We start from the raw sequence: 26,866 nt of genomic DNA on the forward strand, positions 1-26,866 counted from the left end.
TTATCCTTTTAGAATGGGGAGGTTGCAATGGATACATGCAAAATAGCACCTCTCCAATTGGAAAGGTGCCAAAACTTATCAAGCTTTTATAGAAAATAGTCCGTTACAAAATACGCAACTAGACATAGAAGGGATCCTGTTAAAAAGGGACTGATTGTTAGTTTTGCTTTTTCATGTCTTGGTTTGTAGCTTCCTAGAAATGAATTAAAAACGGCAACCTCTGAGTTTTTTGTGAAAATATCGCCTGAGGAACCCATTAGGAATGCCACTAGGATAAAGAAACAAGAGCCGAAAAACATGGTAGTTAACATGTTTGCATCGAAGTAAAGGGATATCCCAAACAGGACTGCTACCTCTATGGCAGTAATCATAAGCGCATATGTCATGTATCGTACCATTTTTTCAACCTCCTTTCTCAAACTGCTGATACCAATACGTACGAATGAGCGTGAGAAAAGTTTCGGAATACTTAGTATTATCCTATTCCGCATTTTTATCATTTAGTCCTGAAGTGAAAAAGGCCTGACCTATGTCTACATTTTTTCACCTCTATGGCAATAGGTACATTTACCACGACGACGATAATAGTAGGAAATAGAAGCAAGTCCTAGAGCTACTCCCCAAGGTATCCATGTCAACATCGGTCCAATTGCCCCTCCTAGTTGACTTAACAGGATTCCTCCAGCTGGGACGAATTGTAACTTTAGCGCAAAAAAGCCCAAGGTAAAAATAAAACCAGCTGATGTCAAAGCAATCGCCATAATAGATGCCGGAATAACAGCCATTAGAACCGGTACACTCTTGCCCCCAATAAAAGGAACCCATCGTGGAAATACTTCTCCCCACTTTTGAATTAATCCTAATGTTAAAAATCCTCCTCCAAAACATAACCCTGCAAAGACCCATTCTGTTAAAGTAGCCATTGGGTTCATTTTTACCATTTCTTCTAAAAATTGATCAGCCACACCAAGAGGAATTCCTAATGCCCAGGCAATTCTTGATACTGCATATGGCAATGGAGCAAGTGCAGCTATGATTGTAATCCACTTCGCCCACCGAATTAAAACAAACGGCTGACTACTTTCTTTCCTTCCGCAGTGCATGCAAGCATTTCGTACCTTTCGTTGATATGAAACAGCTGCAAAAATCCACAATAATGCACCAATTATGCAAATAATTTGATTCAACACCTCCCAGTTAAATGGAAACATAAACAAAAATGTATAAGCAATAGACGCAATCAATCTGAAATCAGGTATAAAAAGGAGCAAGAAAACAGCAAATGCCCAAGAAAAAATAATGATAAACCATTTTGGGATTAATTTTCCCCATGGACGAATCATAGCTAAACTAACAATTAATCCGAGAATACAAAGAACAAAAAAAACCAAACTGCCTGCTTGAATTGGTAAATAAGTAAATAAGGCTGAAAAGACTCCAATTTCTGGTTCCTGATGAAAGGGATAGCCTTCCCCTCCTAGTAACCAGTAAAATTGCATCATTCCATAAAGAACTGACCAAAAACACGCTGCATAACCTATCCAGGAATACCATTTAATCATGAGTTTCCCCCGATTATTATCTACCTTTTGAGTACTAATCTCCATATGAACACTATCCTTTCTATTTGTTACTCATAAAAAGGATAAACTGCAAAGCTGTTCATTAAGGTGACTTCAAGTTTAAGAATTGTTTAAGATTTCATACTCAAATAATGGCTGATTCCCTCAGTAGAAGTGGAAATCTCCCACTCTAGGTTCATTTCCTTAACCATGAGTGAAACGATTGATAATCCAATTCCAGCCCCTTTATCTTCAGATTCATTTTCTAAACCGGCACCCTTGTCCTTAATAACAATAACAGTTGACCCATTCTGTTCCACGAGTTTAATTCCAATATAACGCCCTGTTCGTGCATGTCGAATGACATTTTGTAGTAAGTTATCCAAAATACTTTTAAACCAAATGGGGTCTACCTTCCATATCAGCGATTTTTCAGGTAAATCAATATCTATTTCAAAACTTAACTGTTCGAATATAGGATACCATTCCGCTATCACTTTCCTAACTTCATCTAATATATCCGTATCACGCATATCGATTGGATGTTTACCAGCTGAAAGCAGATTATAGGAAAGAAGATTGTTGATCATTTTGTCCATATCATCTAGTTTGTTTTCAACAATTTGGAGTGATTCTATTTCTACAGATGATCCTTGGAACTTCTTTACGGAATATACGTGCTGTCTCATGACTGTTAAAGGTGTTCGTAAGTCATGAGATATATTTGCAATCAGCTGTTTTCTAAGATTCTCTTCTTCTTTTTCCCTCTCTCGGCTACTCTTCAACTGATTAATCATCTTGTTAAAAGCGCCTTCCAACCTCCCAATCTCGTCAACCTTTCTAATCCTGACTTTATCAGGAATACCTTCATCGCCCGTTTTTGACATCGCCATTTGAAGCTTAACAAGCCGTTTGCGTATATTAAAAAAGAAAAACCAAGAAATTAATAGAAAAGCTCCACTAATGGAAATAAAAAAAATCATGAATGGGAAGTCTTCGTATAGAGAAATACTGCCAAGATTTGTATCAGTGATCGGAACTTGAAAAACCATAACCCCTTGCCTAGGATCATTTCCAATTAACGCCGTAATGGTATATATTTTTTGAGGGTCCTTGTTCTGTAAAAAAGTATCCACATGAAATTTACTTTCCTCCATAAATACAAGGGAATCGATAAATGTCCAATTTGCAGGAATTACGGAAGACTGATTTCCGATAAATCTAGAATCGCCTCTTCCATTTATCCAGAAAATCTCAGCCTTTGGATATTTCTTTTTTATAGACTGAAGACGGTGATGAATGACCTCCTCTTTATGTCCATCTAATTCAGCTGCCTCTTGTTTCCATATTTCTTCAATTTCTTCTGGATTGTACAATTCTTTATCGAACAGGATCGGAGAATAATAAATGGCTGGAATAAGTGGAATAAGAACTAAAGCAAATAAAATAAGAATCAAATACCTTGTCATTAAAGATTGAAGGATATTCATGATCTCATCCTATATCCAATCCCCCGGATTGTTTCGATAATTTGCGGATTGCTTGCATCCAACTCAATTTTTTCCCGCAAGTGGCGGATGTGGACCATTAATGTCTTATCCCCTTCAATATATGGATCACCCCACACCGCTTCGTAGATTTGTTTTTTCGTCAATATATGATTCATGTGGTCTAGTAAATACATAAATATATGAAATTGTTTCCCCGTCAAAACGATGTCTGCATTCGTATTTATATTCAAAATACGGTTTGCCTTCTGATCTATTTGCAAGTGCATGACCTGAATAATTTCGGGTGAAACGACTCCTAATCTCCTTACTAATACTTGAATACGTGCAGCTAGCTCATCAGGATGGTACGGCTTTGTCATATAATCATCCGCGAAAGTGAGTCCATGTAACTTATCTTCCATTGAAGTTCTTGCCGACAACATCATGACTGGCGTATTCGGATACTTTTGCTTCAGACGCTGACCGATTGTATACCCATCTAAACCAGGCAGCATAATATCCAAAATTACGAGATCTACCCGCTCCATATGCTTCATTGCCTCTTGACCAGATGTTATCCAAATAACTTCATATCCACATTCTGTTAAAAATTTGCTTACCCATGAGCCAATATCTTGATCATCTTCTATATGCAAAATCGTTAACTTCATAAACTAGGTTCCTCCCCTCATTGATTAAAAAGGAAAATTCCACCTAATTTTACCATGCAACCCTCGTGAGTTATCAAACTATTTTCAATCAATCGACATTTAAAAACTAATTTTATCAACGAAGTCAAAAACGATAGATGATACAAAGAATACGGTTAAAAGAAGAACCATGATTAAAAAAAGGATAGTTCCTCGTCTAAAAGAGGATTGTCGAACCCCAGAAGCTTGTGCATAATGAGCAGCAGTTAAGCCAGCCATCATACCCAAAAAGCAAAAGAATGGTTCGTAGAGTAATAGGTCCCATAAAGCGAGGTCACGAACGTCTACTTCAACAAACCCGGAAAATTCCACTGTAATGAAACCTGCTAACAAAAGCGCTTTTGTCATTATTCCACTTACTCCATGCGCAATTAAAAAGGCAGAGCCTAATAGAGTTGGAGTCAACAAAAGAAGTGGTTGAATTTTTCTGTCTCCGATCAACGGTACCTTTGTCGGAACAATCCTGCTCCAAGGCTTTATCAGTGCAATCAAAGCAAATCCACAAAACATGATGGTGATACCCGCCATGTAACTTCCCATGTAAAATACTGCTGGATCATTTATTTTCCCAGGCATACCAATTGTCCCGCCTGCAGCATGATAAAACCGAACAAAAACCGCATATAGTAAAGCACTTAAACAGCCAATGTATGCTGGCCATACAGAAGATTTTGTAAAGTCTTCAAAACGTTCAAAGAAACCCATTCTAGTAGGTATTGATAATTTACTGGTGTTTGATTCTTGCATAATTGGTTATCCCACCGTTTCCGATATATTTTATTAGGCTTTCACTTTTTTATTAAGGCTGTTTTCGTAAACTTTGTTGCTTTCGAATGCTCTTCAAAAGGCTATATTAAAGCTAATTGTTTTTGTTTTCACAGGGTGATTGAAGCGTATGGCACGAGATCCTTGAAAATGCACGCATTTTCTTCGTGCGGTGTAGTTACAAGGAAGCCTATTCAATGTCCTGCGGGAAAAGCGTGGCCAGGTGAGACCCCGCAGGAGGCATTAATGTTCGAAGCCTAAGGGCGCCACGTCCTGTGGCAACGGCTTCGTGACCTACATCGTGTAGGCCTGAGGAGGCTCACGGACCGCCCGCGGAAAGCGAGTGCCAGAAGCGAAAATCACCAACCAATGTACAACACTCCTAACTATAATAAGCAAATAGCAACAATCTTTTAGAAGTGAACCCTTTATTAAAGCCAAATAACCTCACATTCATTTTAGCGTTCAAAAGTTAAATGAATGTGAGGTCATGTTTAAGTTCTGTTTAAATTTTTCAAGATATACGATAATTAAACTAAGCCCATAAAAGGTTCTTTCTCCACTTGTCCCCTTCTAACATATATTTTACTCTTGTATGCTTCCGCTCTTCATCTGCTTGCCAAAACTCGATTTCTATTGGATTTACTCTATACAAAGTCCAATAAGGATATATGATATTTGGATGTTGTTGTATCTTTCTCATTTCATTATTGATTGCTTTTTCTACCTCATTTTGAGCATTCAGTATTGAACTTTGTTTTCCAAGTAAAGCAATTGCTCGTGCTCGAGTACCTCGCTTTAAAAAATCTTTGGCACTTAGTTCTTGATTCATTTCAACGACTTTGCCACGTATTCTAACTTGTCTTCCTATCAACGACCAATAAAAAGTTAAAGCCACATTGGGATTAATCCTTATTTGTTTACCCTTTTGACTTTGAGAGCTCGATGCAAAATACCAGCCATGCTGATCCACATCTTTCACAATAAGAACGCGTGCATCTGGAGAACCATTATTGTCTGTTGTAGATAGTATCATGGCATGAGGTTCGTGTTCCCCATTCTCTACAGCTTCTTTAAACCATTCAAAGAATAGTTCATGTGGATAGTCAGGTGTATCATTTACCTTAAATGAAGGAAAAGGTCCGGTCAGGGTTCTACTCTGTTTAATCACTTTTCGAATGTCTTCCAAATAAAATCCTCCAATCATCAAAGATATTCCCCAAAAGATACATTATTTACATAAAAGAGACTCAGAATAATCTTATTCATCTTTTCGTCTCTTAGTCCGGACAAAAACAAAGCATGACTTCCTTCCAAATAATAGAATTTCAATATAATGAAAGCGTTTTAGTGAAAAAGAGAAAATAAATGATATAATGGGATGGATGATTTGTATCCATCTTTTTAAAAATTATAGATGACATGCATATGGACAAGGGAGAGAACGTCATGGGTCAATATCGTATTGAAAAAGATTTTCTTGGAGAAAAAGAGGTTCCGGTTGATGCCTATTATGGTGTTCAAACCATTCGGGCTGTTGAGAATTTCCCGCTAACTGGATACCGGATTCATGAGGAATTAATTATCGCATTAGCTATGGTTAAGAAAGCTGCAGCATTGGCAAACATGGATGTGCAGCATTTATATGAAGGTCTAGGCAATCCAATCGTACAAGCCGCTGATGAAATTATAAATGGAAAACTGCATGACCAATTTATCGTAGATCCAATCCAAGGTGGTGCAGGTACATCGATTAATATGAATGCAAATGAAGTCATTGCTAATCGTGCACTTGAGATACTTGGACATGAAAAAGGAAAATATTACGAATTAAGCCCGAACAGCCATGTAAATATGTCCCAATCTACAAATGATGCTTTTCCAACAGCACTTCATATTGCCACACTCAATTTAGTTGAGAAATTGGTTAAAACCATGGAACAGATGAAAGATGTTTTTCAGGAAAAAGCAACGGAATTTGACCATATTATTAAAATGGGCAGAACCCATCTCCAGGATGCCGTGCCAATTCGTCTTGGACAAGAGTTCGCTGCATATGCTCGCGTTGTCGAACGTGATATAAAACGTATTCAGCAATCTCGCCAGCATTTGTATGAGGTGAACATGGGGGCAACTGCTGTTGGAACGGGGCTAAATGCTTCACCTCGTTATATTGAAAATGTCGTCAAACATTTAGCTGAAATTAGTGGGCTTCCTTTAGTTGGTGCTGAACATCTAGTCGATGCCACTCAAAATATTGATGCATATGCGGAAGTTTCAGCAGCATTAAAAATAAGTATGATGAATATGTCTAAAATTGCCAATGATTTGCGGTTAATGGCATCAGGCCCTCGTGCTGGACTTGGGGAAATCATCCTACCAGCAAGACAACCGGGTTCTTCCATCATGCCAGGAAAAGTAAACCCTGTTATGCCTGAAATGATTAACCAAGTCGCATTCCAAGTAATTGGAAATGATCATACCATCTGCTTAGCTTCAGAGGCTGGTCAATTAGAGTTAAACGTGATGGAGCCAGTATTAGCATTTAATTTAATTCAATCACTAAGCATTATGAAAAATGCCTTCCATGTATTTACTGAATACTGTCTAACAGGTATCAAAGCAAATGAGGACCGTATGAAGGAATACGTAGAAAAAAGCGTTGGTATTATTACCGCTGTAAATCCACACATTGGCTATGAAGTCGCAGCTCGTATCGCAAGAGAAGCGATAATAAATGGTAAACAAGTACGTGAACTTTGCTTGCAGTACGATGTGTTAACCGAAGAGGAATTAGATCTTATTTTGAACCCTTATGAAATGACAGAACCCGGAATTTCGGGAGCGTCATTGCTTGAGAGAAACTAAATAAGACAGTCGCAGTTGAAAACTCATAAATAGTATAAATAAAGAAGGTATCATCTCTCACTTAAGTTGAGAAAATGATACCTTCTTTATTGTTTTATCTAGATGAAGAGGAAAGCTGAGGGCATTCACGCACGGAATCCTCTTCATAGCATTGATGAAGGGGATAACTGCGAAGATGCTCGCTCGGAATCTTCTTCATAACCATGCTGAAGAAGATAACTGACGGGATGGTCGATCGAAATCCTCTTCATAGTCCAAATGAAGAGGATAAAAAACAAGAACCAACTTGAAAATCCCCTTGATCTTTTTAGCTATTTGGGTCTCTTACTAGTTTTTCGCGTCAATTCCGACCAAGTTTGCGTCCTCGCCCACGGGGTAGAATACTTCTCCTACTTATATATATAACAGAAAAAAACCGCTTCCCCTTTAATTCTCAGGAAACGGGTTCCACTATCTAAATCGCCTTCACCATACCGCCGTCAACCAAATAGGCTTGACCAGTCAAATAGGTATTAGCATCAGATACTAAATATGTAACAAAGTTAGCGAATTCTTCAGGCGTGCCATAGCGTTTTAACGGAATGGTTTCTTTGAACATTTGCTCAATTTCTTCAATCGGCTTTCCGAGTTTCTCGGCATTTACTTGGTCCAAATGTGCCACTCGATCTGTCGCAATCCGTCCAGGCGCGACCGTATTAATTAAGATATTATATGGAGCTAATTCGTCGGCTAATGTCTTTGCTAAACCGACAATACCTAGACGAAACGTATTAGAAAGTATCAATCCAGGAAGAGGCATCTTGATGGATGAAGATGCAATATTGATGATTTTCCCACCATTGTTTTGCATATAGGGTAGTGCTCCACGAATCATTCGAATATAGCTTAACAGATTTAATTCAAATGCGTCCTGCCATGCTTCATCATCTAATTGTTCAAACGTTCCTGCAGGAGGTCCTCCTGCATTGTTAATAAGAATATCGATTGTACCGAACGTATCTACAGTATGTTTTATTAATGCTTCGATATCTTCTTTATTAACGATATCTGTTTGAAGATAAGAGACTCTCCCCTTGTTGAATGCTGAAAGCTCTGAATGGACAGTTTTTAATTTATCATCGCTGCGGCTTGCAAGCATGACATTCGTGCCTTCTTTTACAAGCTGTGTTGCGATTGCTTTTCCAAGTCCTTGACTTGATGCCACTACAATGGCTGTTTTTCCATCTAAATTCAAATCCATATGTATGTCACTCCTTTAGCTTGGTCTATTCTTCCATTTTAGCTCACTTTTTTCGTTTTGTGTTGATCACTGGAAAATTCTGCTCTATTATTGATAAATTGGTACCTAACTTGTGATAATTGTTCCTTATCTTTAGCCAATTCTTCCCTAACTCAAAACCATTGCTCCAAAGCTAAAAAAAAGGCCAGCCCCATCTAATAAGAGCTGACCCTACTTAACTATTTTGACACGGAAACCCCGACTTGCCTTTCAACCCGCGGTTTTCGTTCAAATAATTCCGTCCCTAATAAAACACCGATGACAATTAAAATAAATCCAACTAGCTGGATCCATTTGAAGGCTTCATTTAAAAACAGTACCGAACCAACTAATGAAAAGAATGGTGAGAGGTTTAAGAAAATAGCCGTCTCACCCGCACCGAGCTGCGAAATGGCAAAGTTGTAGCATAGGTTTCCGATTCCAGTTGAGATAATCGCTGATGCAATGAAAACCCACCACACATAAGTTGGAGCTGCTCCAATCTGTTGGATGGATTGACCCTCTAACGCGAAACTTAACATCACCAAAAACCCTGCCCCCATTAATAGCGCATAACAAGTAATCGTTTTAGGGTTTAATGTATAGGATGCTTTCCGGATGAAAATGAAGCTTAGCGCCTGCGCAATGACAGAGAGAAACACAAATAAATCGCCGCTTGAAAGCTCCGTAAAAGAGCCCCCACCAAGGACCAGTATAAAGTAAATGCCAATCATACCAAAGAGTACACCGCATATCTTTAAAAATGTCATCTTCGCCTTTAAGAAAAGTACCGCTAAAATATTGGTGACAAGCGGTATTAAGGCTAGAATGGATGCGCCGTTTGTAGCACTTGTATTGACCAACCCAACGGAGAGTAAGGCTTGGTGACCTAGAATTCCCGTTACTGCACTTAGAGCGACATAGCCGAACTCATGTAGATTCATTTTCTGGAGATCCTTTTTTACATATAAAAAGACAAAAATGACGAGACCAGCTGCAAGAATTCGTAATCCAGTAATGGTGAACGGAGGAAAGTTTTGGACCAATATTTTAATCGCAACAATATTTAGCCCCCATGCCATCATCACAAACAACAAAATGCCATATAAATAATGTTTCTGCACACACACCCATCCAATCTGAAGTCCATACTTAATGCAATCTATTATACGTCATTTCTATTGAAAAAAGGCTCGAAAAAAATAAAATGTCCGAAAGGAGCATAAGTTGGGCTCCTACCGGACAAGTCCTTTTTTCAATAAATTCATTTCTGTCATAAAATTTTTCATAGCCACATTTCGTGGTAAGTCATGGGCAAATGTATGGATTAAATTGCGTAACAAGACGGATGTAATGATTTGCATCGCATGGAATAACTCTACCTCGTCTGAAACATTCATTTTACTGATATCAATTCGTGAGCATAGCATTTTAAAATTTTCGTTTACTTCATGTTCACTAATCATTCGATCAAACGTACGCTCAATTTTATGGGTCATATTGAGCATTGCATTTTTTAAAAATGTCAGGTTTTCATCTTCATGTAAGAACAACTCAAAAAAGTCGATAAAGGTTTGAAACAAGTCACCCTCATGCTTTTCGAGCATGGCAAGAAACGCTGCCTTCTTCTCTTTCGCAAACTCACCCAATAAAAAGAAAAAAGCATCCTCCTTGTCTTCAAAATATTGATAAAAACTGCCACGTGAGATTCCAGCTGATTTGATAATATTTGAGATCGAAGCGTCAAACAAAGGGGCACTGGAGAATTCCTTTTTAGCCGCGTCAATTAACGTTTGTTTTTTATCCTTAGGTAAATTAAAAAATGTAAGTTTTGGCACTTCCACCTCTCCCTTTTTGATGTTATTTGACTAACGATAGAAAGTCATATGGAAGAAGGATTCGTTCATCATTTTTATAAAGCTCTTCCGCTTTTGCTGATTCTTTTAGCTTGTTCATTTCTTGCTGAAGCTGTTCCATTTTTTTATCTAATTGAGATGCAGTGATAGCTGCTTCTTTTAATTCATCCTTCATATGCTGAGGAATTTCTTTATTGTATTTGTAATAAATTTTATGTTCTAAGCTTGCCCAAAAATCCATTGCAATCGTTCGAATTTGAATTTCTACGAAAACATGATCCTCACGGTCGGACATAAAGATTGGGATTTGAACAATTAAATGCAAGCTTTGATACCCGTTTGGTTTTGGATGTTTAATATAATCCTTACATTCAATTAACGTTACATCCTTTTGTTGTTTCAGCATTTCACTGATTTTATAAATATCTGAGATGTACGAGCATGTGATGCGAATTCCTGCAATATCACGGATGTTTTCTTTAATCGACTCGATTGTATAGTCATACCCTTTGCGGTCGATTTTACTTAAAATACTTTCCGGCGACTTTAGTCGCGATGAAACGTGTTCAATTGGGTTGTAATCATGGATGTATTTAAATTCCTGTTTCAAAATATTGATTTTCGTCATTATTTCTTCAATGGCAAACTTATACGACATCATAAAGCGTAGTAGTTCGACCTTCATATCTTTTAGCTGTTCCATTCTAATACCTACAGACATCATTCGTCTCCTTAATGAGAGGTTATTGGTTTCTTTATGATTGACGCTTTGACACCTAGTTTTTGCAGCCTTTTAACAAGCTTTCGTAATTTCAGTTTGTTTAGTTCATTTTTCGATTCATTTTTTAACATGGCATCGTCACCTCACTATTTAAATTTTAAATGACACGGTGTCATAAATCAATCAAAAATGACACATTGTCACATTATGTTCACATAAAAAAGCCTTCCCCATTTCTTGAGAAAGGCCATAGGACTACAGTGCTGTCCTTGTTTTTTCAACGACAGTATTTTTCTCCTTTAATTCAGGGTGTGCATCTCGAACTACACTTGGTCTTGCGAGGACTAACACTACTCCAATTAATACGACCGCTGAAGTAATGAGAATATATTGACCTGGCATTACGTCATACAAATAACCGAAAATAATCATCCCTAGCGGCATCAACGCAACAGCCATTGATTCGAGAATAGAGAACACTCGACCTTTGAAATCATCATCAATCATTTTTTGCATCATCACTTGGATTGGTGTATTGACAACAATAATCGTAGCTCCGAATGTAAACATGGCGATAAAATAGTACGTAAAAATGGACCAATAGGATAGCGAAATCATTAACGGAATTGCCATTGCGCCCATAATGACCCCTAATCCAATAATTCCGCGCTTAGATACAAGGAACGGGAACTTCACTTCTTTTCGAATTGAGAAGTAAATCGAAAAGAGTAGCATTCCAACTGCAAATGCCCCTTGCGTGAAGCCGAAATGCTGAGAAGCTAACTTCAATTTTTCAATTAAAATGAAGGAGTAACCGACCTCAAATGCACCAAATAAGAAGTTAATAATTAATGAGATCCAAATCATCGTCATCAGAACCTGTTTTGTCTTTAAATAGCCGATTCCTGCTTTCATACTTTGCCACATAGTTTCTTTTTGATCTTGCTCTTCCTTCGCCTTTCGTTTTGAGAATAGGTTGAAGTTCATTGTTGATTCAAGAAGAACAGCAAGAACAGAAGCGGCAATATACATTTCTAAAAATACTTCCATTGAGACAGTCCCATATAATAGACCGCCAACTGCAGGACTGCCGATGGCTGCAAATGACATTGAAATCTGATTAAGCGACATCGCTCTTTGGATGCGGTCTTCATCAACCAATCCTGTAACTGATGATGTAAAGGTTACACCTGTAAATGAAGTGGCGATGGATAACACAACCGTTGTCGTATAAATCGCTATCAGTGATAAACCATAGGTCAAACTCACAATAAGTAGCCCAACTATCGCTAACGTCGTCACGAGTTGTGAGATGATCACGATTTTTTTCCGAGAATATTTGTCTGCCGCATAACCAGCAAGCGGTGCCACAAGTGCCCTCGGCAATAAATTACAAATGAGATTCGTTGCAAAGCTTGTTGCAGAACCTGTCAATTGAAGTATATAAAAACTTATTGCGAATGCGTAAACTTGTGCGCCGAATGAGGAAATAATTTTACTAATCGTGAATGTAAATAAATGATACGTTGCCCTTTTAAGCTTTTGTTGTTCATTCATGCAAATTCCTCCATTAATGGAAAAGTTTAATTTAATTAAACAAATCATATCACCATTATACTTTCTTTTCAACAAAAAGTTTAATATAATTAAACAAAATATAAAAATAGGGAGAGTGCCTATTTCACATGCTTGGTGAACGCATCCGTAAATTACGCAAACAAAAGAAATTAACACTAGAAGAGCTTGCTGGAACAAAACTGACAAAGGGCATGCTGAGCCTTATTGAAAATAACAAAGCTAATCCTTCAATGGAGAGCTTAAACTATATTGCAGAGCGACTTGAAATTGACTTATCGCAGCTTTTAAATGAGGATAATTTAGATGAATTAAGAAAAGTGATAGATGAGGCCGAAAAACTATATATGCTTGATTACGAAGAACACCCTGAAAAATATAAGAAATTGTTAACTCTAATTGAGCCTTATGTTTCCCAATTGAACCAGGGGTACGAAGCTGCTAGATTGCTGGAACTATATGGATACAGTTGCTATTTCGAAAAGAAAGGTGACGAGAAACAACCACTCGAACAAGCAGCGAATCTATATGATCAAATGAATATCACAACAAAAAGAGTGAGTATTGCATCGTTTCGCTGCCTCGCTTATTTTATTAACCATGATTATGAACAAGCACTAGAAACGATCTTGCAGGAACGACAAGAAATAGAAAGAAATCATGCATATATCGATCCCATGTCAAGATTAGACCTTGATTATAATGAAGCCAGTTTCTATTTTGCTGTTGGCAATACCGAAGCCGCCAAGCAAGTTATGGAAGATGCCATTTCCTTCTCACAAAAAAATAAAATATTTTATCGTATTGATGATTTATATCGGCTTGCAGCTGCAGATTCGCTGATGTCGGAGAAATGGGAGCAATATGATTATTACCTAACCAAATTGAATCAATATGCCGATTTTTCAGATGACCAAATGGCAAAAGTCACTGCAAAGCTTTTTCAAATTGAATCTCTAAATGCGGTGAAGCACGATTATCAAGGAGCGCTAACAATGGTTGATCAGTTTTTAGATGACCCAGAATTTAACCAACAGCGATTAAGGGAATGGTTTTATCTCGAAAAAGGAAAAGCATTACATGGACTAAAGCGTTATGAAGAATCCATTCACTTTTTTGATATAGTGGTCGTCCCATCCTATCATCACCATCCTTTTGACTTGTCCCAATTCTATTTAAAAGAAACCTATACGGCACAATGTCTAGTTGAACTTGGAAAAATAGATGAGGCATTATTAGCAGCAAAAAAAGCAGTTGAATTATTCGATCATCTGCCTGATTCTCCTTTTAAAGAATTTAGTAAGGAAACCTTTCATAAGATTTGCTCACTGAAAGGTGAAACTCATGATTGATGCTCATATTCATCTAGAACAATATGATGTAAAAGTTCTTCCAGTACAACTAGAAAAATGGCAGGAAGCTGGAGTTAAAGGGGTCATTGCTGTTTCCAATGATCTCCCCTCCTCTTATCGGACGCTTGAATTACGAGATACATTTCCGAACTTTGTCCATGCTGCTGTTGGATTTCATCCTGAACAGCCCCTACCAGTTGAACATGATTTTTTAGAGTGGACAAGATTAGTACAAGCTGAAAGGAAAAAAATTGTGGCAATCGGTGAAATTGGGCTACCTCATTACAATCTTGAAATGCTTCCCTCTTCACTTGAGCACTATTGTGATTTTTTATCTCAATGCCTTGAAATTGCTGTACAACATCAACTACCTGTTGCTCTGCATGCCGTCCATGATAAAGCAGAAATGGTATTTGACCTGTTGCAGAAAAAACAAGTTCCAACTGCACATTTCCATTGGCTAAAGGCCTCTGAGAATGTGGTGAAAAAAATTGTTGATGCTGGCTATTATATTTCAGTTACACCTGAAGTTTGCTACCGGACCCGGGATCAAAAGCTTGCAAAACAGGTTCCACTTTCACAGCTTTTAATTGAAACCGATGGTCCGTGGCCATATGAAGGTGAGTTTAAAAATCAAGCCACTACCCCATTATTTTTAGGAAAAATAAGTAGTCAACTTGCCACTTTGTATGAAATGTATGATCATAAATTACAGGAACAACTCGTGTTAAATACACATCGTTGTTACCAGGAAACAAAAAGTACTTTAACATGAACCTAAATTTTTGATATCATACTTAAAGTAAAAGCAAAAAGCATTAAATGAAACAGGTGAAAAAATTGGAATATCAAGTGTTACTTTATTACAAATACATTGAAATCGATGACCCGCAAGCTTTTAGGGATGCACATTTTGAATTTTGTACTGAACTTGGATTAAAAGGTAGAATCCTTGTTGCAACTGAAGGCATCAATGGTACGGTTTCGGGTACTGTGGAGCAAACAGAAACATACATGGAGTTCATGCGAAGCGATTCCCGTTTTTCAGACATGATCTTCAAAATCGAGAAAAGTGAAGGAAATGCTTTTAAAAAGTTAAAAGTAAAGGTGAAGCCAGAGATCGTCAATTTGAGTCTTGAAGACGACTTAAATCCAAATCAAATCACTGGCAAGCATCTACCTCCAAAGGAATTTCTTGAAACGATGCAACAAGAGGATGTTATTATTCTTGATGCGCGTAATACGTATGAATACGATCTTGGCCATTTTAGAGGCGCGATTCGCCCCGACATCGAAACCTTCCGCGAACTGCCAAAATGGGTCGAGGAAAACTTAAGTGAGTACAAGGATAAGAAAATCTTAACCTATTGTACTGGCGGCATTCGTTGTGAAAAATTTTCAGGCTTTCTTGTAAAGGAAGGTTTCAAAGATGTTTCGCAACTTGAAGGTGGCATCATCACCTACGGATATGACCCAGAGGCTAAAGGTGCTATGTGGGACGGGAAATGCTACGTTTTTGACGAGCGAATTTCAGTACCAGTCAACCGAACTGGTGAGGAAACGATCGTTGGCAAATGCTATCACTGTGGAAAACCGGAAGAACGTTACGTAAAATGCGGAAACCCTGAGTGCAACAAGCATCTTCTTCTTTGCGAGGACTGTGAGCATGAGCATTACAGAGCCTGCAGCCAAGAATGCAAAGACCACCCACACAACCGTTATGTAAAAGAACATCAATTGGTGTAAATGCAGACTGTTGACAAACGCTCGCATACTGGCTTGCCTCTCTCGTCCGCTCATGAAGGCAACTCCTATTCGCGTCTTCGATCAGCTGCGCGCCTTGTCTGACAAGCGTTTTCAAGACAGTCTGGGGAAAGAAATTTATTTAAATATCTGTACAAAGTCAATACTGGCTTTGTCTACACACTGAAAACTGCTCAAATTAAAACTGAGCAGTTTTTTTCGAGCTTGTTTTTCTAAGAAAATCTCCGCCTTTTCTCACTTTCCGATCGTTTGTATCTCCTCGGAAGTAAAAAGTATTTTCCCTTGTTCTTTTTCTAGGGCCACTTTGTACATCGCATTTGCCACTGTTTTTCCTTCAACAGCTCGATATTTCCGAAGGGGACCCACAAATAGAAACTTTAATCCCTTCATCAATACCGCAGCCAATTCTTCTCCAAGGCGAAAATCGTCCCTATCTCCAAGTAGAAGCGATGGACGAAAGATAGATAGCTTTTCGAAGCCTAGTTTTTGAACTTTTTCCTCAAGTTCTCCTTTCATCCTTGGGTAAAATATTTTAGAATGAATGTCCGCGTTCATGGCACTGACCACTAAATAATGCTTCGCACCACTCTCCTTCGCAATTCGCCCTATCTCAACAGGGTAATTGACATCTATTCTATACATAGCTTCTTGTGTCTTTGCCTTTCTAATGGTTGTTCCTAAACAGACAAACACATCTTCACCCGCAAAATACTGCTTATATTCGTCAAGTCGATCAAACTCAACAACAACCTCTATTAATTTCGAATGATGTATCTCAAGGGGTCTTCGAACTAAGGCATACACCTCTTTATATTCAGATGCCTGCAGCAAAAGCCGAAGTAGTTCATTTCCGATTAACCCTGTCGCCCCTGCGATTAATGCCGTTTTCCCTTCCACTTTGCCAACTCCCTTTCACGAAAACGATTCTCTCACAAGTATAACCACTATTAGAAAATATGCATGTTTGATTATCTATTGAATTGCATTTTGTAAAAAAAGATTGTTTACTAGCGTATGAAAAATGGGCAATAAGCACTATTTCCATTGATCATTTTTCTGTTTTTCGCCAAAAATTTTGCTTATATTAACCAAAAAAGTTAAATCTATATTATAATCATCTTATAATGTCGAACTATTTTATATTTTATAAAACTTTAATACTATTTTGGAAGGTGAGTTATGGAAATTACAAAGCACATTTTGGTTAACCTTTCATTATTAATTATTCTTTCATTTATAGGTTTAATATGGTTTGAACGAAAAAGAAACCTTACCCTTTCAAAATGGGAAGCTTACATCGGATTAGTTGTGCTTATCTTGGTTTGCTTTATATTTTCTTATCGACCAACCCCTACACACTATTTTGACCTTCGACTGATTCCTGTTTTAATAGGAGGTCTTTATCTTGGGATTGGTCCGGTCTTATGCTTAACAGTCATTGTTTTAAGAGGAATCTACGGCATAAACTTTGGGTTTTATGCGACGATTACCCTTTACCTACCATCCGCTATTATTTTGTGGAAATTATATCCTTGGTTTTGGAAACAGCATTCAATGAAACGTGTATGGGTATCGGTACTTGTGACATTTATTTTATCTTTCTTAACGGCTTCTTCACTACTAATTTCAAAACCAAATATCAATTTTTACGATGCTTGGTTTGCTTATTTAGTTATACCAGCGATTGGATTAGGCATTATGTCTTATTTAACTGAATATTTCCGAAACAATATCCTTATGCGGCAGACGATCCTAAAATCTGAAAAACTGCATGCCGTCGAACAATTGGGTGCTGCGATTTCCCATGAAATTAGAAATCCTTTAACGGCTGCAATGGGATTTGTACAGCTATTAATGTCAAATAGCCTCCCCCGCCACAAACAAAAGGAGTACCTATTAATTATTAAAGATGAATTAAGATCCGCTGAAAGGGTTATTCAAGATTATTTGACATTCTCAAAGCCTGCATTAGATACGGTGGAAACTCTTCAAATTAAACGGGAATTGCAACAGGTCATTTCGATTTTAAGGCCCACTGCAAATCAGCACTCCGTGGAAGTGATTACGAATTTCGCCTTGGTAGGCACGATTCAAGGAGATCGTCAAAAGTTCCACCAATGCTTTATCAATGTGATGAAAAACGCCATCGAGGCAATGCCCGGTGGAGGACAACTATACATAGAAACCCGTTATGATCGGCAAAATGTAAGCATTATCATCCGAGATACCGGAATCGGGATGACAAAGGAACAAATTGACCGGCTTGGTGAGCCCTATTATTCTACTAAAGGATCAAAAGGAACAGGTCTAGGCATGATGGTTGTCTACGGAATAGTAAAAGCCATGAAAGGGACACTTCGTGTTACTAGCACTGTTGGAGAAGGAACTGAATTTACCTTCCAATTCCCTTCTGCCCTTACCTTAACTGAGCCCCATGAGTAAGATTGGGGCTATTTCAATCCTCCTTTCCATAACATTTTCTTATCTCATTATATAATCTTTTAATAATATCCTTATGTAAAATTTTCCTATAAAATGAAGGTATCAAGCGAATGGAGGAAACAGAATGGACATAAAAAGCGACGTAAAAAAACAATTTGGTAGAAGCGCTGCATCTTATGTAACAAGTGAAGGACATCGTAAAGGTGGAGATTTACAAACATTAGTATCAATGGCAGATGCCAAAGGCACGGAACTGGCTCTGGATATTGCTACTGGTGGTGGACATACTGCAAATGCTCTCGCCCCTCTCGTAGGGAAGGTTACAGCGTTTGATTTAACACCCGAAATGTTAGCGGCTGCGGAAAAATTCATTAACGGAAATGGTCATCTAAATGTTGAATTTGTTGAAGGGGATGCTGAAAATCTACCATTCTCCGATGAAACATTTGATATCGTATCTTGCCGAATTGCACCTCACCATTTTCCTAACATTACTAGTTTCGTAAGTGAAGTATCACGAGTATTAAAAACAGGTGGTCAGTTCTTGTTAGATGATAATGTTGCTCCTGAAAACGATGAATTTGATAAGTTTTATAATACGGTAGAAAAAAAGCGTGACTACAGCCATTTCCGTGCTTGGAAAAAGAGTGAATGGCTCCAAATGTTAGAAAATGAAGGCTTTGAAATCCAAGAACTCTATCGTTTTGAAAAGACTTTTGAATTTGAGAGTTGGTGTAACCGTATGCATTTGTCAGATCTAGAGAAAGCAGAATTAACCGATTACATGCAAAACGCCTCTAGTAAAATTAAACAAAAGTTTCGGATACAAATTGAGAATCATAAAATCATTTCCTTCCAAGGAGAAGCCGTTGTTTTAAAAGGAACAAAACTATAGGATTAACGTGGAGGAATTCCTCCACTTTATTCTTCATGAGGAGGCGTTCGTTTTGTTGATGAATCAAGTGACCAATCTGTTAAAAATTGAACACCCCATTATTCAAGCTCCAATGGCAGGTGGCATTACAACTTCGGAATTAGTGGCTGCTGTTTCAAATGCCGGAGGCTTAGGTATGATTGGAGCAGGATATATGACGCCAGCTCAAATCCGCGAACAAATTCGTGAAATCAAACAATTAACTTCCAAGCCTTTCGGAATTAATTTATTTGTTCCGAACGAATTTAACGCTAAAGAAGAAGAGGTCAAATCAACTAATCAATTACTCAACCCGATTCGAGAAAAATTAAATTTACCTCCAAAAGATCATGTTGAACTTCCTTCTTTTCACGATGCACATGAAAAATATGTTGAACAAATCAAAATTGTCATTGAGGAAAAGGTACCTATTTGTTCCTTTACGTTTGGGCTTCCTTCCAAAAGTGTGGTCGCGGAATTAAAACAACATAATATTGTGTTAATCGGGACAGCAACAACTGTTAAAGAAGCAATTGAAGTTGAAAAATCAGGAATGGACATTGTGGTTGCTCAAGGTAGTGAAGCTGGCGGACATCGTGGGAGCTTTATGAATGAGGAGCAGGAAAACCTAGTCGGCCTAATGTCCCTTATCCCACAGGTTGCTGACAATGTGCATATTCCCGTTATTGCCGCTGGGGGAATAATGGATGGAAGAGGTTTAATGGCTTCCATTTGCTTAGGTGCAAAGGCTGTTCAAATGGGAACTGCATTTTTGACTTGTATTGAAAGTGGAGCACATCAAGTACATAAAGAGGCGATCCTTCACTCTTTCGAAGACGAAACAGTAGTGACCCGTTCATTCTCGGGGAAGCCGGCACGTGGACTCATGAACCCCTTTATTTTAAACATGCGAGACTACGAAAAAGATCTGCCTGAGTTCCCGGTTCAAAATTCACTTACACAGGATATTCGAAAAGCTTCAAGTTCACAAAATAACAAGGATTACATGTCCCTTTGGTCTGGACAAAGTCCACGGTTATCCAAAAATCAAAATGTTAAAACGTTAATAGAATCCATCATTTCCGATGTAAAAAGTAAAATAGTGAAGCAGTGAATTTTACTTAAAATCCACTGCTTCTATTTTTTATTTCTTTAAGGCATAGCAATGATTAAGCGGACCACTTCCCTTTCCAAGGTCAAGTCCCGCTTCTAAAGCTCCCGTAATATACAGTTTTGCTTCTTGAATACTTGATTTTATATCCAAGCCATCTGCTAAATTACAAGCAATTGCTGAGGATAGCGTACACCCTGTACCATGGGAATTTGGGTTATCGATACGACCTCCTGGGAACCATGTGAGTTCCCCATCGCTATATAAGAGATCATCTGCTGTATCCTCAAGATGACCCCCTTTGATCAAAATCGCACCCTTATACATGTTAGATAATTTTTGAGCCGCCACTTGCATGTCTTCCTTCGAGTGAATCTCCATGCCACAAAACGCTTCAGCCTCATGTATATTAGGGGTAATGATCGTAGCAAGTGGAATCAATCTCGTAATGAGGGCATCCATCGCAGACTCACTCAATAGTCTACTACCACTTGTAGAAATCATGACAGGGTCCACGACAATATTCGAAGGTTGATATTCTTCTAGCTTTTCCACGATTTTATCGATAATTTCAGGTGAGGATACCATCCCTATTTTTACACTATCCGGAAAAATATCAGTCATAATGCAATCTAACTGCTGCCCCACAAATTCTGGAGTCGAATCAAGCACCCCGTATACCCCCGTTGTATTTTGAGCAGTTAGAGCCGTGATTGCACTCATTGCATACATTTTATGAGCGGTGATTGTTTTAATATCGGCTTGAATCCCTGCTCCCCCACTACAGTCAGAGCCAGCAATCGTCAATACCTTTTTCATGTCAATCTCTCCCTATCATCTCAGTTGAAAGTTTTCGTAATTCTTTTGTTGCTGCGGTGATATCAGACTGTGCAAAGAGTGCGGATACAACAGCAACGCCATCTACCCCACTTCCACTCAATTCCAAGATATTGGTTTTAGTAATACCGCCGATTGCAACGATCGGAATCGAAACACTTTGGCAAATTTCTTGGACAGTTTCAAAAGTCATCGGTTTTGCATCCGACTTTGTACCCGTTGGAAATACAGAGCCAATACCTAGGTAATCCGCACCCGCTTTTTCAGCGGCAATGGCTTGTTCTACATTTTGAGCAGAAACTCCAAGAATTTTATCTGGTCCAATCAAGTCCCGAACTTTTTCAACCGGCATATCCTCTTGTCCAACATGCACCCCATCGGCATCACACGCTAGCGCAACCTCAACATTATCGTTAATAACAAATGGAACTTGATAGAAAGCCGTTAGCTTTTTAAGTTCATTTGCTTCCTGTAAAAATTCATCATACCCGAGATTTTTTTCTCTAAGCTGAAGAAAGGTAATTCCACCCACTAGTGCAGCTTCTACCTGCTCGACTAATGTCTGATTGCATGTCCAAGCACGGTCTGTTACTGCATATAAAAGCATTGCATCTTTATCGATTTTCAATGTTCATCCCACCTTGGAGTAATGTAAAGTCTAGCTTGCTCATCCAATCAATCAAGTACGTTCTAAATGATGAGGTTCCACCGTTTAATTCTTCTACTTTTTGGTAAGCTAGTTCTCCGCAAAACCCAAAAGCACTTACCGCAGCGGCCGTGCTTTTTAAAATTTCCTGAGGATTCGCCCCACAATAAGCAGCTACAACTGATGTAAGCATACAACCTGTTCCTGTGATTTTTGACATCATTGGATGTCCATTTCTAATTACATAGGCTTCATCCTTATTCGCCACGATATCAATCGCACCCGTAATTGCGATAACAGCACGTGTTTGCTCACTTACCATTTTTGCAAACTGGACCATTTCATCAAGATTTCCTTCATTGATGACATCTTCAGCGGCGGCATCCACACCTTTAGTATTGCCACTGCCAGCATGAACGGTTTTTATTTCAGAAAGATTCCCTCTGATTACGGAGAACTGAACCTCATCCAATAGGCGATAAACTGTACTAGTTCGTAGACTTGATGCCCCCGCCCCAACAGGGTCTAAAATAACCGGGTTCCCAATTTTATTTGCAGCTTTTCCTGCTAAAATCATGGATTCAATCGTACGCTCGTTCAATGTTCCAATATTGATGACAAGTGCGTTACATATGCTTGTAATATCTGCCACTTCCTTTGGATCATCCGCCATAATTGGTGAACCCCCACAAGCAAGGACAATATTTGCAACGTCATTTACCGTCACATAGTTTGTAATATTATGTACAAGTGGCGTTTTTTCCCTAACATTAGCTAAAATCTGTTCAAACATCCTTCATCCTCCTATCCAAAATAAAAATGCGGTATACCTAAAATAGATATACCGCATGAACGCACTTTCTTTCATTAATTCCCTACGTTGGCATTATCCAAATCAGGTTAAAGCGGATGTTCAAAAAGTCACCAAATGATAAGCAGCGAATCTCTGCGTCACTCGGCCTCTCCAGTCCTCACGTATTAACTACATACGCTCCGGTCCTCGAGTCGCGAGTTCCTTGATCTTCTCGCTTCTGATTTGTTACCTTTTTGAACACTCACTTAAAGGGTCTAAGCTACATTTCGCTTACTCTCAGCCCACATGTGTGAGCTCCCCTACTCATATTTAATTGTCTTTATTATACCATACGAAAAAAATCTGTCATTATTTTAAAATGGGTCATTGCTTTCGGAACAACAATAGTGTACGATACATAGTATAAATTAAATACTGTATGACATATAGTATTAAAAAATGAGGTGGGTGAATGAGTAACTTATTAAACTCATTAATGACAGAGCTCAGAAGAGGCACATTGACTCTAGCGGTATTAAGTCAATTACAAACCCCTCAATATGGATATTCACTTGTTCAATTATTAGAGGGATCCGGAATTGCCATTGACCAAAGTACCTTATATCCCTTGCTACGCCGCCTCGAAAAACAAGAATTGGTGACGAGCAGCTGGGATACAACTGAAAGCAGACCCCGTAAGTACTATGTATTAAGTGAATACGGGCTCGAGATCTTTTTACAGCTAAAAAAGGAATGGATTCAAAATTCAAAAGAGCTATACAGCCTTTTAGAGGGAGAGGAAGATTATGAATCTGATTGATATCTACATTCAGGAGGTTACGAGACGACTTCCTGAAAAAATGCGGGACGATATCGCACTTGAACTACGGTCGACCATTGAGGATATGTTGCCTGATGATTACAACGAAGAAGATGTCAAAACCGTGCTCGAGAAATTAGGAAGCCCCGCAAAATTGGCTAATAATTATCGCGACCGGCCCATGCACCTTATTGGTCCACGTTATTTTGACGTGTACGTCAACTTACTAAAAATGATTGTACCGATTGCAGCTGTAGTTGCTCTCATCACCGTGATTGCCGAATTTTTTATCGGGTATCAAGGAGAAGATGCCATAATCAATGTGGTTTTGGACTTAATTGGTTTGGGAATTTGGAAAATGATTGACGTTTCGATGCAAACATTCTTTTGGTTTACACTGGTGTTCGCCATTATTGAAAGAGTGGATAAAGGTAAAGATGATCAGCCACTAACCAATAGCCTACAAAAATGGACTCCAGATGATTTGAAAAATATTACCTATATTCCTAAGAAAAAGGCAATCTCTAAATTTGAAGTTTTTGGTACTTTATTGTGGACAGCTATTTGGGCAACCGTATATTTTTATGCTAATCAACTTTTAGGTATCTATGAAAGCGGGAATGATGGTCTCGAATTTGTGACCCCTGCATTAAATCAAGAAGTGTTGCTTGGATTTTGGCCGATTGTTCTAGCTATGATTGGTTTGGAAATCGGATTGACCCTATATAAATTTATTAATGGACAATGGACGAAAAGATTGGCCATATACCATACGGTCCTTCAAGTATTTTCAACCATTGTATTCATCGTAATCTTCTTAAATCCCAATATCTTAAACCAAGACTTTATCTCGTACATGACGAACCTATTTGACACCCAAGAGCACCAATTCACAACATGGTTCATCGCAACCGTACTCATCTCATTCATCGTATCAGCAGCCATCAACATCTTTGACGGAATTCGCAAAGCCAACATCCGCTAGGAGTCACGGGAGCCACAGGGGCGGTTCTCCTGGCTCCTCGTTTTATTTACAAACTACCCTTGGCTCTTGTGGGATTAGTTGTCCTAATCTTTTTTCTGGATGCATATAGATGAGTAGTAGACTTTGAAAAAGGAGTTTGGTAGCATTGAATAAATTTTTGGCTGCAATTGGTATTGTTTTTATCATATTTGTGACCGGTGTAATTGAAGCAGATGATGTTTTCGAATACAAAAATGCCATTTCTGTTTCTGGTCTGTCTTCTGATGAAGAAGTAACCGTAAATTCGAATGAGGACGTAGTCGATGGATTAATTCCTGAATTAGAAATGCAGTTCTTTGATACGGAAACAATGAACGGGAATAAAGTTGAAATCTACCGGGAGTATGAGGTTTATCGTAATGAAGCAAACGAAGTCATTAAAAAGGTGCCAACTGATAATTATGAGTATTTGGAGTACTGGAGATAGGAGTTTAGCCGAGCTAAACTCCTTTTTCTGCACAACTTTCTACAAATCTGCTAAAAATACGCTGTGAAATCTGATCCCCTCTGACCGCCAAGCCTTCCGGATGCCACTGAACACCTAAAACAAATGAATGACCAGTGCTTTCAATTGCCTCGATTATTCCATCCGATGCGACTCCGGAGACATCAAGAGGATATGGAACATGGCGGACTGATTGATGGTGATCCGTGTTTACCTTAAACTCGGTAGTCCCGGCAATCGATGCTAGTAAACTACCTTCCTTCGCTTTTACAAAATGGGCAAGATGATACCTCGGTGCTTTTTGAGAATGCTGAATCAATTGGGTCTCAAGCTGCGAATAAATATCCTGATACATATCTCCACCAAGGGCGATATTCAAGATTTGAATCCCTCGACAAATCGCAAGGATTGGCTTATCCGCGGCAAGCATTTCTTTAATAATGACCGGTTCCAACTCATCCCGTCCAGGCGAAATCGTCCCAAGCTTTGGATGCGGTTCCTCCCCGAAAAGAAACGGATCAATATCTCCCCCACCTGTTAAAAGCAATCCATCTAATTTAGTAACAAGCTGTGAAACATCCTCGTCAATCCCGATTGGCAAAATAACCGGAATGCCACCTGCTTGAATGACGGCTTGAATATAATCATTTGACAGAGTATGTTTAGAATCCAACTCAACATGAGATGTCACACCAATAATTGGTTTATTCATCTGGACTCCTCCTCATTTTCCACGTTTTTTGCGGTCTCGAATTTGCGGATTTGCTTCGACTCTTTATAGTATCTCATCCATATATTCAGCTAATGAATAAAGTGTGTTTTCATTACGACCTATAGTCGTTTTTGCCGTAACTAAAGATTGTAAAATAGCTTCCTCTGTCGCATCAGCCGTTGCTAAAAACGCTTGATCCAAGTCATCTTCATGCACTGCTTCAATTTTCTGTAATCTGCCATTGTTCTCATGATTGACTTTATTTGCAGTTGAAAAACCAATGAAAACATCCCCACTTCCGTTTCCAATAAATGAACCAGTTCTGCTTAGTCCCACCGAAGCTCGCTTGATGATACGTTTTAATTGGCGTGATGTCACAGGTAAATCGGTTGCGATTATTATCATGATCGAGCCTTTGTCGCCTTCTGGACTTTTTACGGGAAGCTTGGATTTGATTAAGGGGCCGACATGGATTCCATTTAATCGAAATTGATCAATTTCCCCAAAGTTTGAGAGCACCAGTATACCTAAAGTATAGGTCCCGTGCGGGTATGTAAGAATCCGTGATGACGACCCAATGCCCCCTTTTAATCCAAAACATTTCATACCCATACCTGCGCCAATGCTGCCTTCTTCAAAATGGGTATCGGCGGTTTCGATAGCTTCTCTAACATGTTCTACAGTGATGGACTGTTTACGAATATTATTTAAAAACATATCATTACATTCACCGATCACAGGATTAACAGTTCCGGTGGTGTCACCAATTTCTTTATTTTTCGCTAAGCTATAGCCGATGAGATGATTAGCAGCCACCCCCACACTCAATGTATTTGTCAGCAAAATCGGTGTTTCAATTGTCCCTAGCTCATCGATTTGAAGAGTGCCCATCGTCTTACCGAACCCATTCATAGCATATGAAGCAGCAACCACTTTATTGTTAAAAATATTTTGTTCATGAGGAATGATGGCAGTAACTCCGGTTTGGATGTCCCCGTTTGAAATCGTAGAGTGACCGACTTTGACACCTTGTACATCTGTGATTTTATTAAATGGTCCCGTTGGTAAGGTGCCGATTTGAATCCCATAATCTCGTAATCTTTTTTGCATGTTTGATAAGCCCTTTCTGATTTGGTGTTTGTTATAAGTATAGGCTAGATAAATGGGGTTGAGTATAAGGTGGGAGAATATTTGTTAATTTA

The 26,866-nt window shown here is 38.6% G+C and carries 27 protein-coding genes; 10 read left to right on the forward strand and 17 right to left on the reverse strand.

The window, feature by feature from the left end; genetic code table 11:
- Positions 1–86: 86 nt before the first annotated feature.
- The 6 genes from RGU12_RS04515 to RGU12_RS04540 form a co-directional block, all read right to left on the reverse strand.
- Positions 87–398, reverse strand: a complete 312-nt coding sequence (locus RGU12_RS04515; RefSeq protein WP_309534991.1) for a hypothetical protein — start codon at positions 396–398, stop codon at positions 87–89.
- 135 nt (positions 399–533) lie between these two features.
- Positions 534–1,562 carry a hypothetical protein gene (locus tag RGU12_RS04520; protein WP_309534992.1) on the reverse strand — a complete coding sequence of 343 codons (1,029 nt, stop codon included), beginning with the start codon at positions 1,560–1,562 and terminating at the stop codon, positions 534–536.
- 131 nt (positions 1,563–1,693) lie between these two features.
- Positions 1,694–3,052 (reverse strand): sensor histidine kinase, encoded by a 1,359-nt coding sequence (locus RGU12_RS04525; RefSeq protein WP_309534993.1) that lies wholly within the window; start codon positions 3,050–3,052, stop codon positions 1,694–1,696.
- Positions 3,049–3,723, reverse strand: coding sequence for a response regulator transcription factor (locus RGU12_RS04530; RefSeq protein ID WP_309534994.1), 675 nt, complete (start codon positions 3,721–3,723; stop codon positions 3,049–3,051). Before RGU12_RS04530 ends, RGU12_RS04525 begins: the two co-directional genes overlap by 4 nt.
- Before the next feature lie 99 nt (positions 3,724–3,822).
- Positions 3,823–4,509, reverse strand: a complete 687-nt coding sequence (locus tag RGU12_RS04535) for a DUF3995 domain-containing protein (RefSeq protein ID WP_309534995.1) — start codon at positions 4,507–4,509, stop codon at positions 3,823–3,825.
- Between the two features lie 553 nt (positions 4,510–5,062).
- Positions 5,063–5,716 (reverse strand): pyridoxine/pyridoxamine 5'-phosphate oxidase, encoded by a 654-nt coding sequence (locus tag RGU12_RS04540; RefSeq protein ID WP_309534996.1) that lies wholly within the window; start codon positions 5,714–5,716, stop codon positions 5,063–5,065.
- Positions 5,717–5,976: 260 nt separating this feature from the next.
- Between RGU12_RS04540 and aspA the strand changes: the two genes are divergently transcribed.
- Positions 5,977–7,395 (forward strand): aspartate ammonia-lyase, encoded by a 1,419-nt coding sequence (aspA, locus tag RGU12_RS04545; protein ID WP_309534997.1) that lies wholly within the window; start codon positions 5,977–5,979, stop codon positions 7,393–7,395.
- A 454-nt stretch (positions 7,396–7,849) separates the two neighbouring features.
- On the opposite strand, the gene RGU12_RS04550 is transcribed toward aspA, so the two are convergent.
- From RGU12_RS04550 to RGU12_RS04570, 5 genes are all read right to left on the reverse strand, one after another.
- Positions 7,850–8,635: an SDR family oxidoreductase gene (locus RGU12_RS04550; RefSeq protein ID WP_309534998.1), complete on the reverse strand. Its 786-nt coding sequence runs from the start codon at positions 8,633–8,635 to the stop codon at positions 7,850–7,852.
- Between the two features lie 218 nt (positions 8,636–8,853).
- Positions 8,854–9,777, reverse strand: a complete 924-nt coding sequence (locus RGU12_RS04555; protein ID WP_309534999.1) for a DMT family transporter — start codon at positions 9,775–9,777, stop codon at positions 8,854–8,856.
- A gap of 111 nt (positions 9,778–9,888) precedes the next feature.
- On the reverse strand, positions 9,889–10,491 hold the full coding sequence (locus RGU12_RS04560) for a TetR/AcrR family transcriptional regulator (protein ID WP_309535000.1): 603 nt from the start codon (positions 10,489–10,491) through the stop codon (positions 9,889–9,891).
- 22 nt (positions 10,492–10,513) lie between these two features.
- Entirely contained in the window at positions 10,514–11,230 is a 717-nt protein-coding gene (locus RGU12_RS04565; RefSeq protein ID WP_309535001.1) for a GTP pyrophosphokinase, read from the reverse strand.
- A gap of 255 nt (positions 11,231–11,485) precedes the next feature.
- Positions 11,486–12,787: an MFS transporter gene (locus tag RGU12_RS04570; protein WP_309535002.1), complete on the reverse strand. Its 1,302-nt coding sequence runs from the start codon at positions 12,785–12,787 to the stop codon at positions 11,486–11,488.
- A gap of 128 nt (positions 12,788–12,915) precedes the next feature.
- Between RGU12_RS04570 and RGU12_RS04575 the strand changes: the two genes are divergently transcribed.
- The 3 genes from RGU12_RS04575 to trhO are packed head-to-tail and all read left to right on the forward strand — an operon-like array spanning position 12,916 to position 15,903.
- Positions 12,916–14,157, forward strand: coding sequence for a helix-turn-helix domain-containing protein (locus tag RGU12_RS04575; protein WP_309535003.1), 1,242 nt, complete (start codon positions 12,916–12,918; stop codon positions 14,155–14,157).
- Positions 14,150–14,932 carry a TatD family hydrolase gene (locus RGU12_RS04580; RefSeq protein WP_309535004.1) on the forward strand — a complete coding sequence of 261 codons (783 nt, stop codon included), beginning with the start codon at positions 14,150–14,152 and terminating at the stop codon, positions 14,930–14,932. Before RGU12_RS04575 ends, RGU12_RS04580 begins: the two co-directional genes overlap by 8 nt.
- A 47-nt stretch (positions 14,933–14,979) precedes the next feature.
- Positions 14,980–15,903 carry an oxygen-dependent tRNA uridine(34) hydroxylase TrhO gene (gene trhO / locus RGU12_RS04585; protein ID WP_309535005.1) on the forward strand — a complete coding sequence of 308 codons (924 nt, stop codon included), beginning with the start codon at positions 14,980–14,982 and terminating at the stop codon, positions 15,901–15,903.
- Between the two features lie 252 nt (positions 15,904–16,155).
- Here trhO and RGU12_RS04590 read toward each other — a convergent pair whose 3' ends face one another.
- Entirely contained in the window at positions 16,156–16,818 is a 663-nt protein-coding gene (locus RGU12_RS04590; RefSeq protein ID WP_309535006.1) for an oxidoreductase, read from the reverse strand.
- Positions 16,819–17,100: 282 nt separating this feature from the next.
- Here RGU12_RS04590 and RGU12_RS04595 point away from each other — a divergent pair, with 282 nt between their 5' ends.
- The 3 genes from RGU12_RS04595 (at position 17,101) to RGU12_RS04605 (ending at position 20,390) form a co-directional block, all read left to right on the forward strand.
- The gene (locus RGU12_RS04595) at positions 17,101–18,363 is read left to right on the forward strand and encodes an ATP-binding protein (protein WP_309535007.1); all 1,263 of its coding nucleotides are present in this window, start codon (positions 17,101–17,103) and stop codon (positions 18,361–18,363) included.
- Between the two features lie 124 nt (positions 18,364–18,487).
- Positions 18,488–19,258 carry a class I SAM-dependent methyltransferase gene (locus tag RGU12_RS04600; RefSeq protein ID WP_309535008.1) on the forward strand — a complete coding sequence of 257 codons (771 nt, stop codon included), beginning with the start codon at positions 18,488–18,490 and terminating at the stop codon, positions 19,256–19,258.
- A 52-nt stretch (positions 19,259–19,310) separates the two neighbouring features.
- Positions 19,311–20,390 carry an NAD(P)H-dependent flavin oxidoreductase gene (locus tag RGU12_RS04605; protein WP_309535009.1) on the forward strand — a complete coding sequence of 360 codons (1,080 nt, stop codon included), beginning with the start codon at positions 19,311–19,313 and terminating at the stop codon, positions 20,388–20,390.
- A gap of 30 nt (positions 20,391–20,420) precedes the next feature.
- Here the strand turns inward: RGU12_RS04605 and thiD are convergent, their stop codons facing one another.
- The 3 genes from thiD to thiM are packed head-to-tail and all read right to left on the reverse strand — an operon-like array spanning position 20,421 to position 22,663.
- Positions 20,421–21,206 carry a bifunctional hydroxymethylpyrimidine kinase/phosphomethylpyrimidine kinase gene (thiD, locus tag RGU12_RS04610; RefSeq protein WP_309535010.1) on the reverse strand — a complete coding sequence of 262 codons (786 nt, stop codon included), beginning with the start codon at positions 21,204–21,206 and terminating at the stop codon, positions 20,421–20,423.
- Between the two features lies 1 nt (position 21,207).
- Positions 21,208–21,852, reverse strand: a complete 645-nt coding sequence (gene thiE / locus RGU12_RS04615; RefSeq protein ID WP_309535011.1) for a thiamine phosphate synthase — start codon at positions 21,850–21,852, stop codon at positions 21,208–21,210.
- Entirely contained in the window at positions 21,839–22,663 is an 825-nt protein-coding gene (gene thiM, locus RGU12_RS04620) for a hydroxyethylthiazole kinase (protein ID WP_309535012.1), read from the reverse strand. The genes thiE and thiM overlap by 14 nt, the downstream gene beginning before the upstream one ends.
- Positions 22,664–23,135: 472 nt before the next feature.
- On the opposite strand from thiM, the gene RGU12_RS04625 reads away from it, so the two are divergent.
- The 3 genes from RGU12_RS04625 to RGU12_RS04635 all read left to right on the forward strand — a co-directional run bounded on the left by RGU12_RS04625 (position 23,136) and on the right by RGU12_RS04635 (position 24,934).
- On the forward strand, positions 23,136–23,483 hold the full coding sequence (locus tag RGU12_RS04625) for a PadR family transcriptional regulator (protein WP_309535013.1): 348 nt from the start codon (positions 23,136–23,138) through the stop codon (positions 23,481–23,483).
- The gene (locus RGU12_RS04630) at positions 23,470–24,468 is read left to right on the forward strand and encodes an HAAS signaling domain-containing protein (protein ID WP_309535014.1); all 999 of its coding nucleotides are present in this window, start codon (positions 23,470–23,472) and stop codon (positions 24,466–24,468) included. Before RGU12_RS04625 ends, RGU12_RS04630 begins: the two co-directional genes overlap by 14 nt.
- Before the next feature lie 145 nt (positions 24,469–24,613).
- The gene (locus RGU12_RS04635) at positions 24,614–24,934 is read left to right on the forward strand and encodes a hypothetical protein (RefSeq protein ID WP_309535015.1); all 321 of its coding nucleotides are present in this window, start codon (positions 24,614–24,616) and stop codon (positions 24,932–24,934) included.
- A 13-nt stretch (positions 24,935–24,947) separates the two neighbouring features.
- Here the strand turns inward: RGU12_RS04635 and RGU12_RS04640 are convergent, their stop codons facing one another.
- Together RGU12_RS04640 and RGU12_RS04645 are read right to left on the reverse strand one after the other, a co-directional pair.
- A complete protein-coding gene (locus RGU12_RS04640; protein ID WP_309535016.1) occupies positions 24,948–25,664 on the reverse strand; it encodes a gamma-glutamyl-gamma-aminobutyrate hydrolase family protein in 717 nt (238 codons plus the stop codon).
- A 63-nt stretch (positions 25,665–25,727) separates the two neighbouring features.
- Positions 25,728–26,774 (reverse strand): DmpA family aminopeptidase, encoded by a 1,047-nt coding sequence (locus tag RGU12_RS04645; RefSeq protein ID WP_309535017.1) that lies wholly within the window; start codon positions 26,772–26,774, stop codon positions 25,728–25,730.
- Positions 26,775–26,866 lie beyond the last annotated feature (92 nt).

The sequence above is a fragment of the Ferdinandcohnia sp. QZ13 genome, assembly GCF_031324165.1.
In the GTDB taxonomy this organism is placed as follows: Bacteria; Bacillota; Bacilli; order Bacillales; family Bacillaceae_L; genus Ferdinandcohnia.

Coding starts and splice junctions, on each gene's coding strand:
- RGU12_RS04640 (WP_309535016.1), bottom strand. CDS start 25,664: ATGAATAAACCAATTATTGGTGTGACATCTCATGTTGAGTTGGATTCT.
- RGU12_RS04570 (WP_309535002.1), bottom strand. CDS start 12,787: ATGAATGAACAACAAAAGCTTAAAAGGGCAACGTATCATTTATTTACA.
- trhO (WP_309535005.1), top strand. CDS start 14,980: ATGAAACAGGTGAAAAAATTGGAATATCAAGTGTTACTTTATTACAAA.
- RGU12_RS04525 (WP_309534993.1), bottom strand. CDS start 3,052: ATGAATATCCTTCAATCTTTAATGACAAGGTATTTGATTCTTATTTTA.
- thiM (WP_309535012.1), bottom strand. CDS start 22,663: ATGTTTGAACAGATTTTAGCTAATGTTAGGGAAAAAACGCCACTTGTA.
- RGU12_RS04600 (WP_309535008.1), top strand. CDS start 18,488: ATGGACATAAAAAGCGACGTAAAAAAACAATTTGGTAGAAGCGCTGCA.
- thiD (WP_309535010.1), bottom strand. CDS start 21,206: ATGAAAAAGGTATTGACGATTGCTGGCTCTGACTGTAGTGGGGGAGCA.
- RGU12_RS04645 (WP_309535017.1), bottom strand. CDS start 26,774: ATGCAAAAAAGATTACGAGATTATGGGATTCAAATCGGCACCTTACCA.
- RGU12_RS04515 (WP_309534991.1), bottom strand. CDS start 398: ATGGTACGATACATGACATATGCGCTTATGATTACTGCCATAGAGGTA.
- RGU12_RS04580 (WP_309535004.1), top strand. CDS start 14,150: ATGATTGATGCTCATATTCATCTAGAACAATATGATGTAAAAGTTCTT.
- RGU12_RS04550 (WP_309534998.1), bottom strand. CDS start 8,635: ATGGATTTGAATTTAGATGGAAAAACAGCCATTGTAGTGGCATCAAGT.
- RGU12_RS04530 (WP_309534994.1), bottom strand. CDS start 3,723: ATGAAGTTAACGATTTTGCATATAGAAGATGATCAAGATATTGGCTCA.
- RGU12_RS04595 (WP_309535007.1), top strand. CDS start 17,101: ATGGAAATTACAAAGCACATTTTGGTTAACCTTTCATTATTAATTATT.
- RGU12_RS04630 (WP_309535014.1), top strand. CDS start 23,470: ATGAATCTGATTGATATCTACATTCAGGAGGTTACGAGACGACTTCCT.
- RGU12_RS04575 (WP_309535003.1), top strand. CDS start 12,916: ATGCTTGGTGAACGCATCCGTAAATTACGCAAACAAAAGAAATTAACA.
- RGU12_RS04565 (WP_309535001.1), bottom strand. CDS start 11,230: ATGTCTGTAGGTATTAGAATGGAACAGCTAAAAGATATGAAGGTCGAA.
- RGU12_RS04625 (WP_309535013.1), top strand. CDS start 23,136: ATGAGTAACTTATTAAACTCATTAATGACAGAGCTCAGAAGAGGCACA.
- RGU12_RS04520 (WP_309534992.1), bottom strand. CDS start 1,562: ATGATTAAATGGTATTCCTGGATAGGTTATGCAGCGTGTTTTTGGTCA.
- aspA (WP_309534997.1), top strand. CDS start 5,977: ATGGGTCAATATCGTATTGAAAAAGATTTTCTTGGAGAAAAAGAGGTT.
- RGU12_RS04535 (WP_309534995.1), bottom strand. CDS start 4,509: ATGCAAGAATCAAACACCAGTAAATTATCAATACCTACTAGAATGGGT.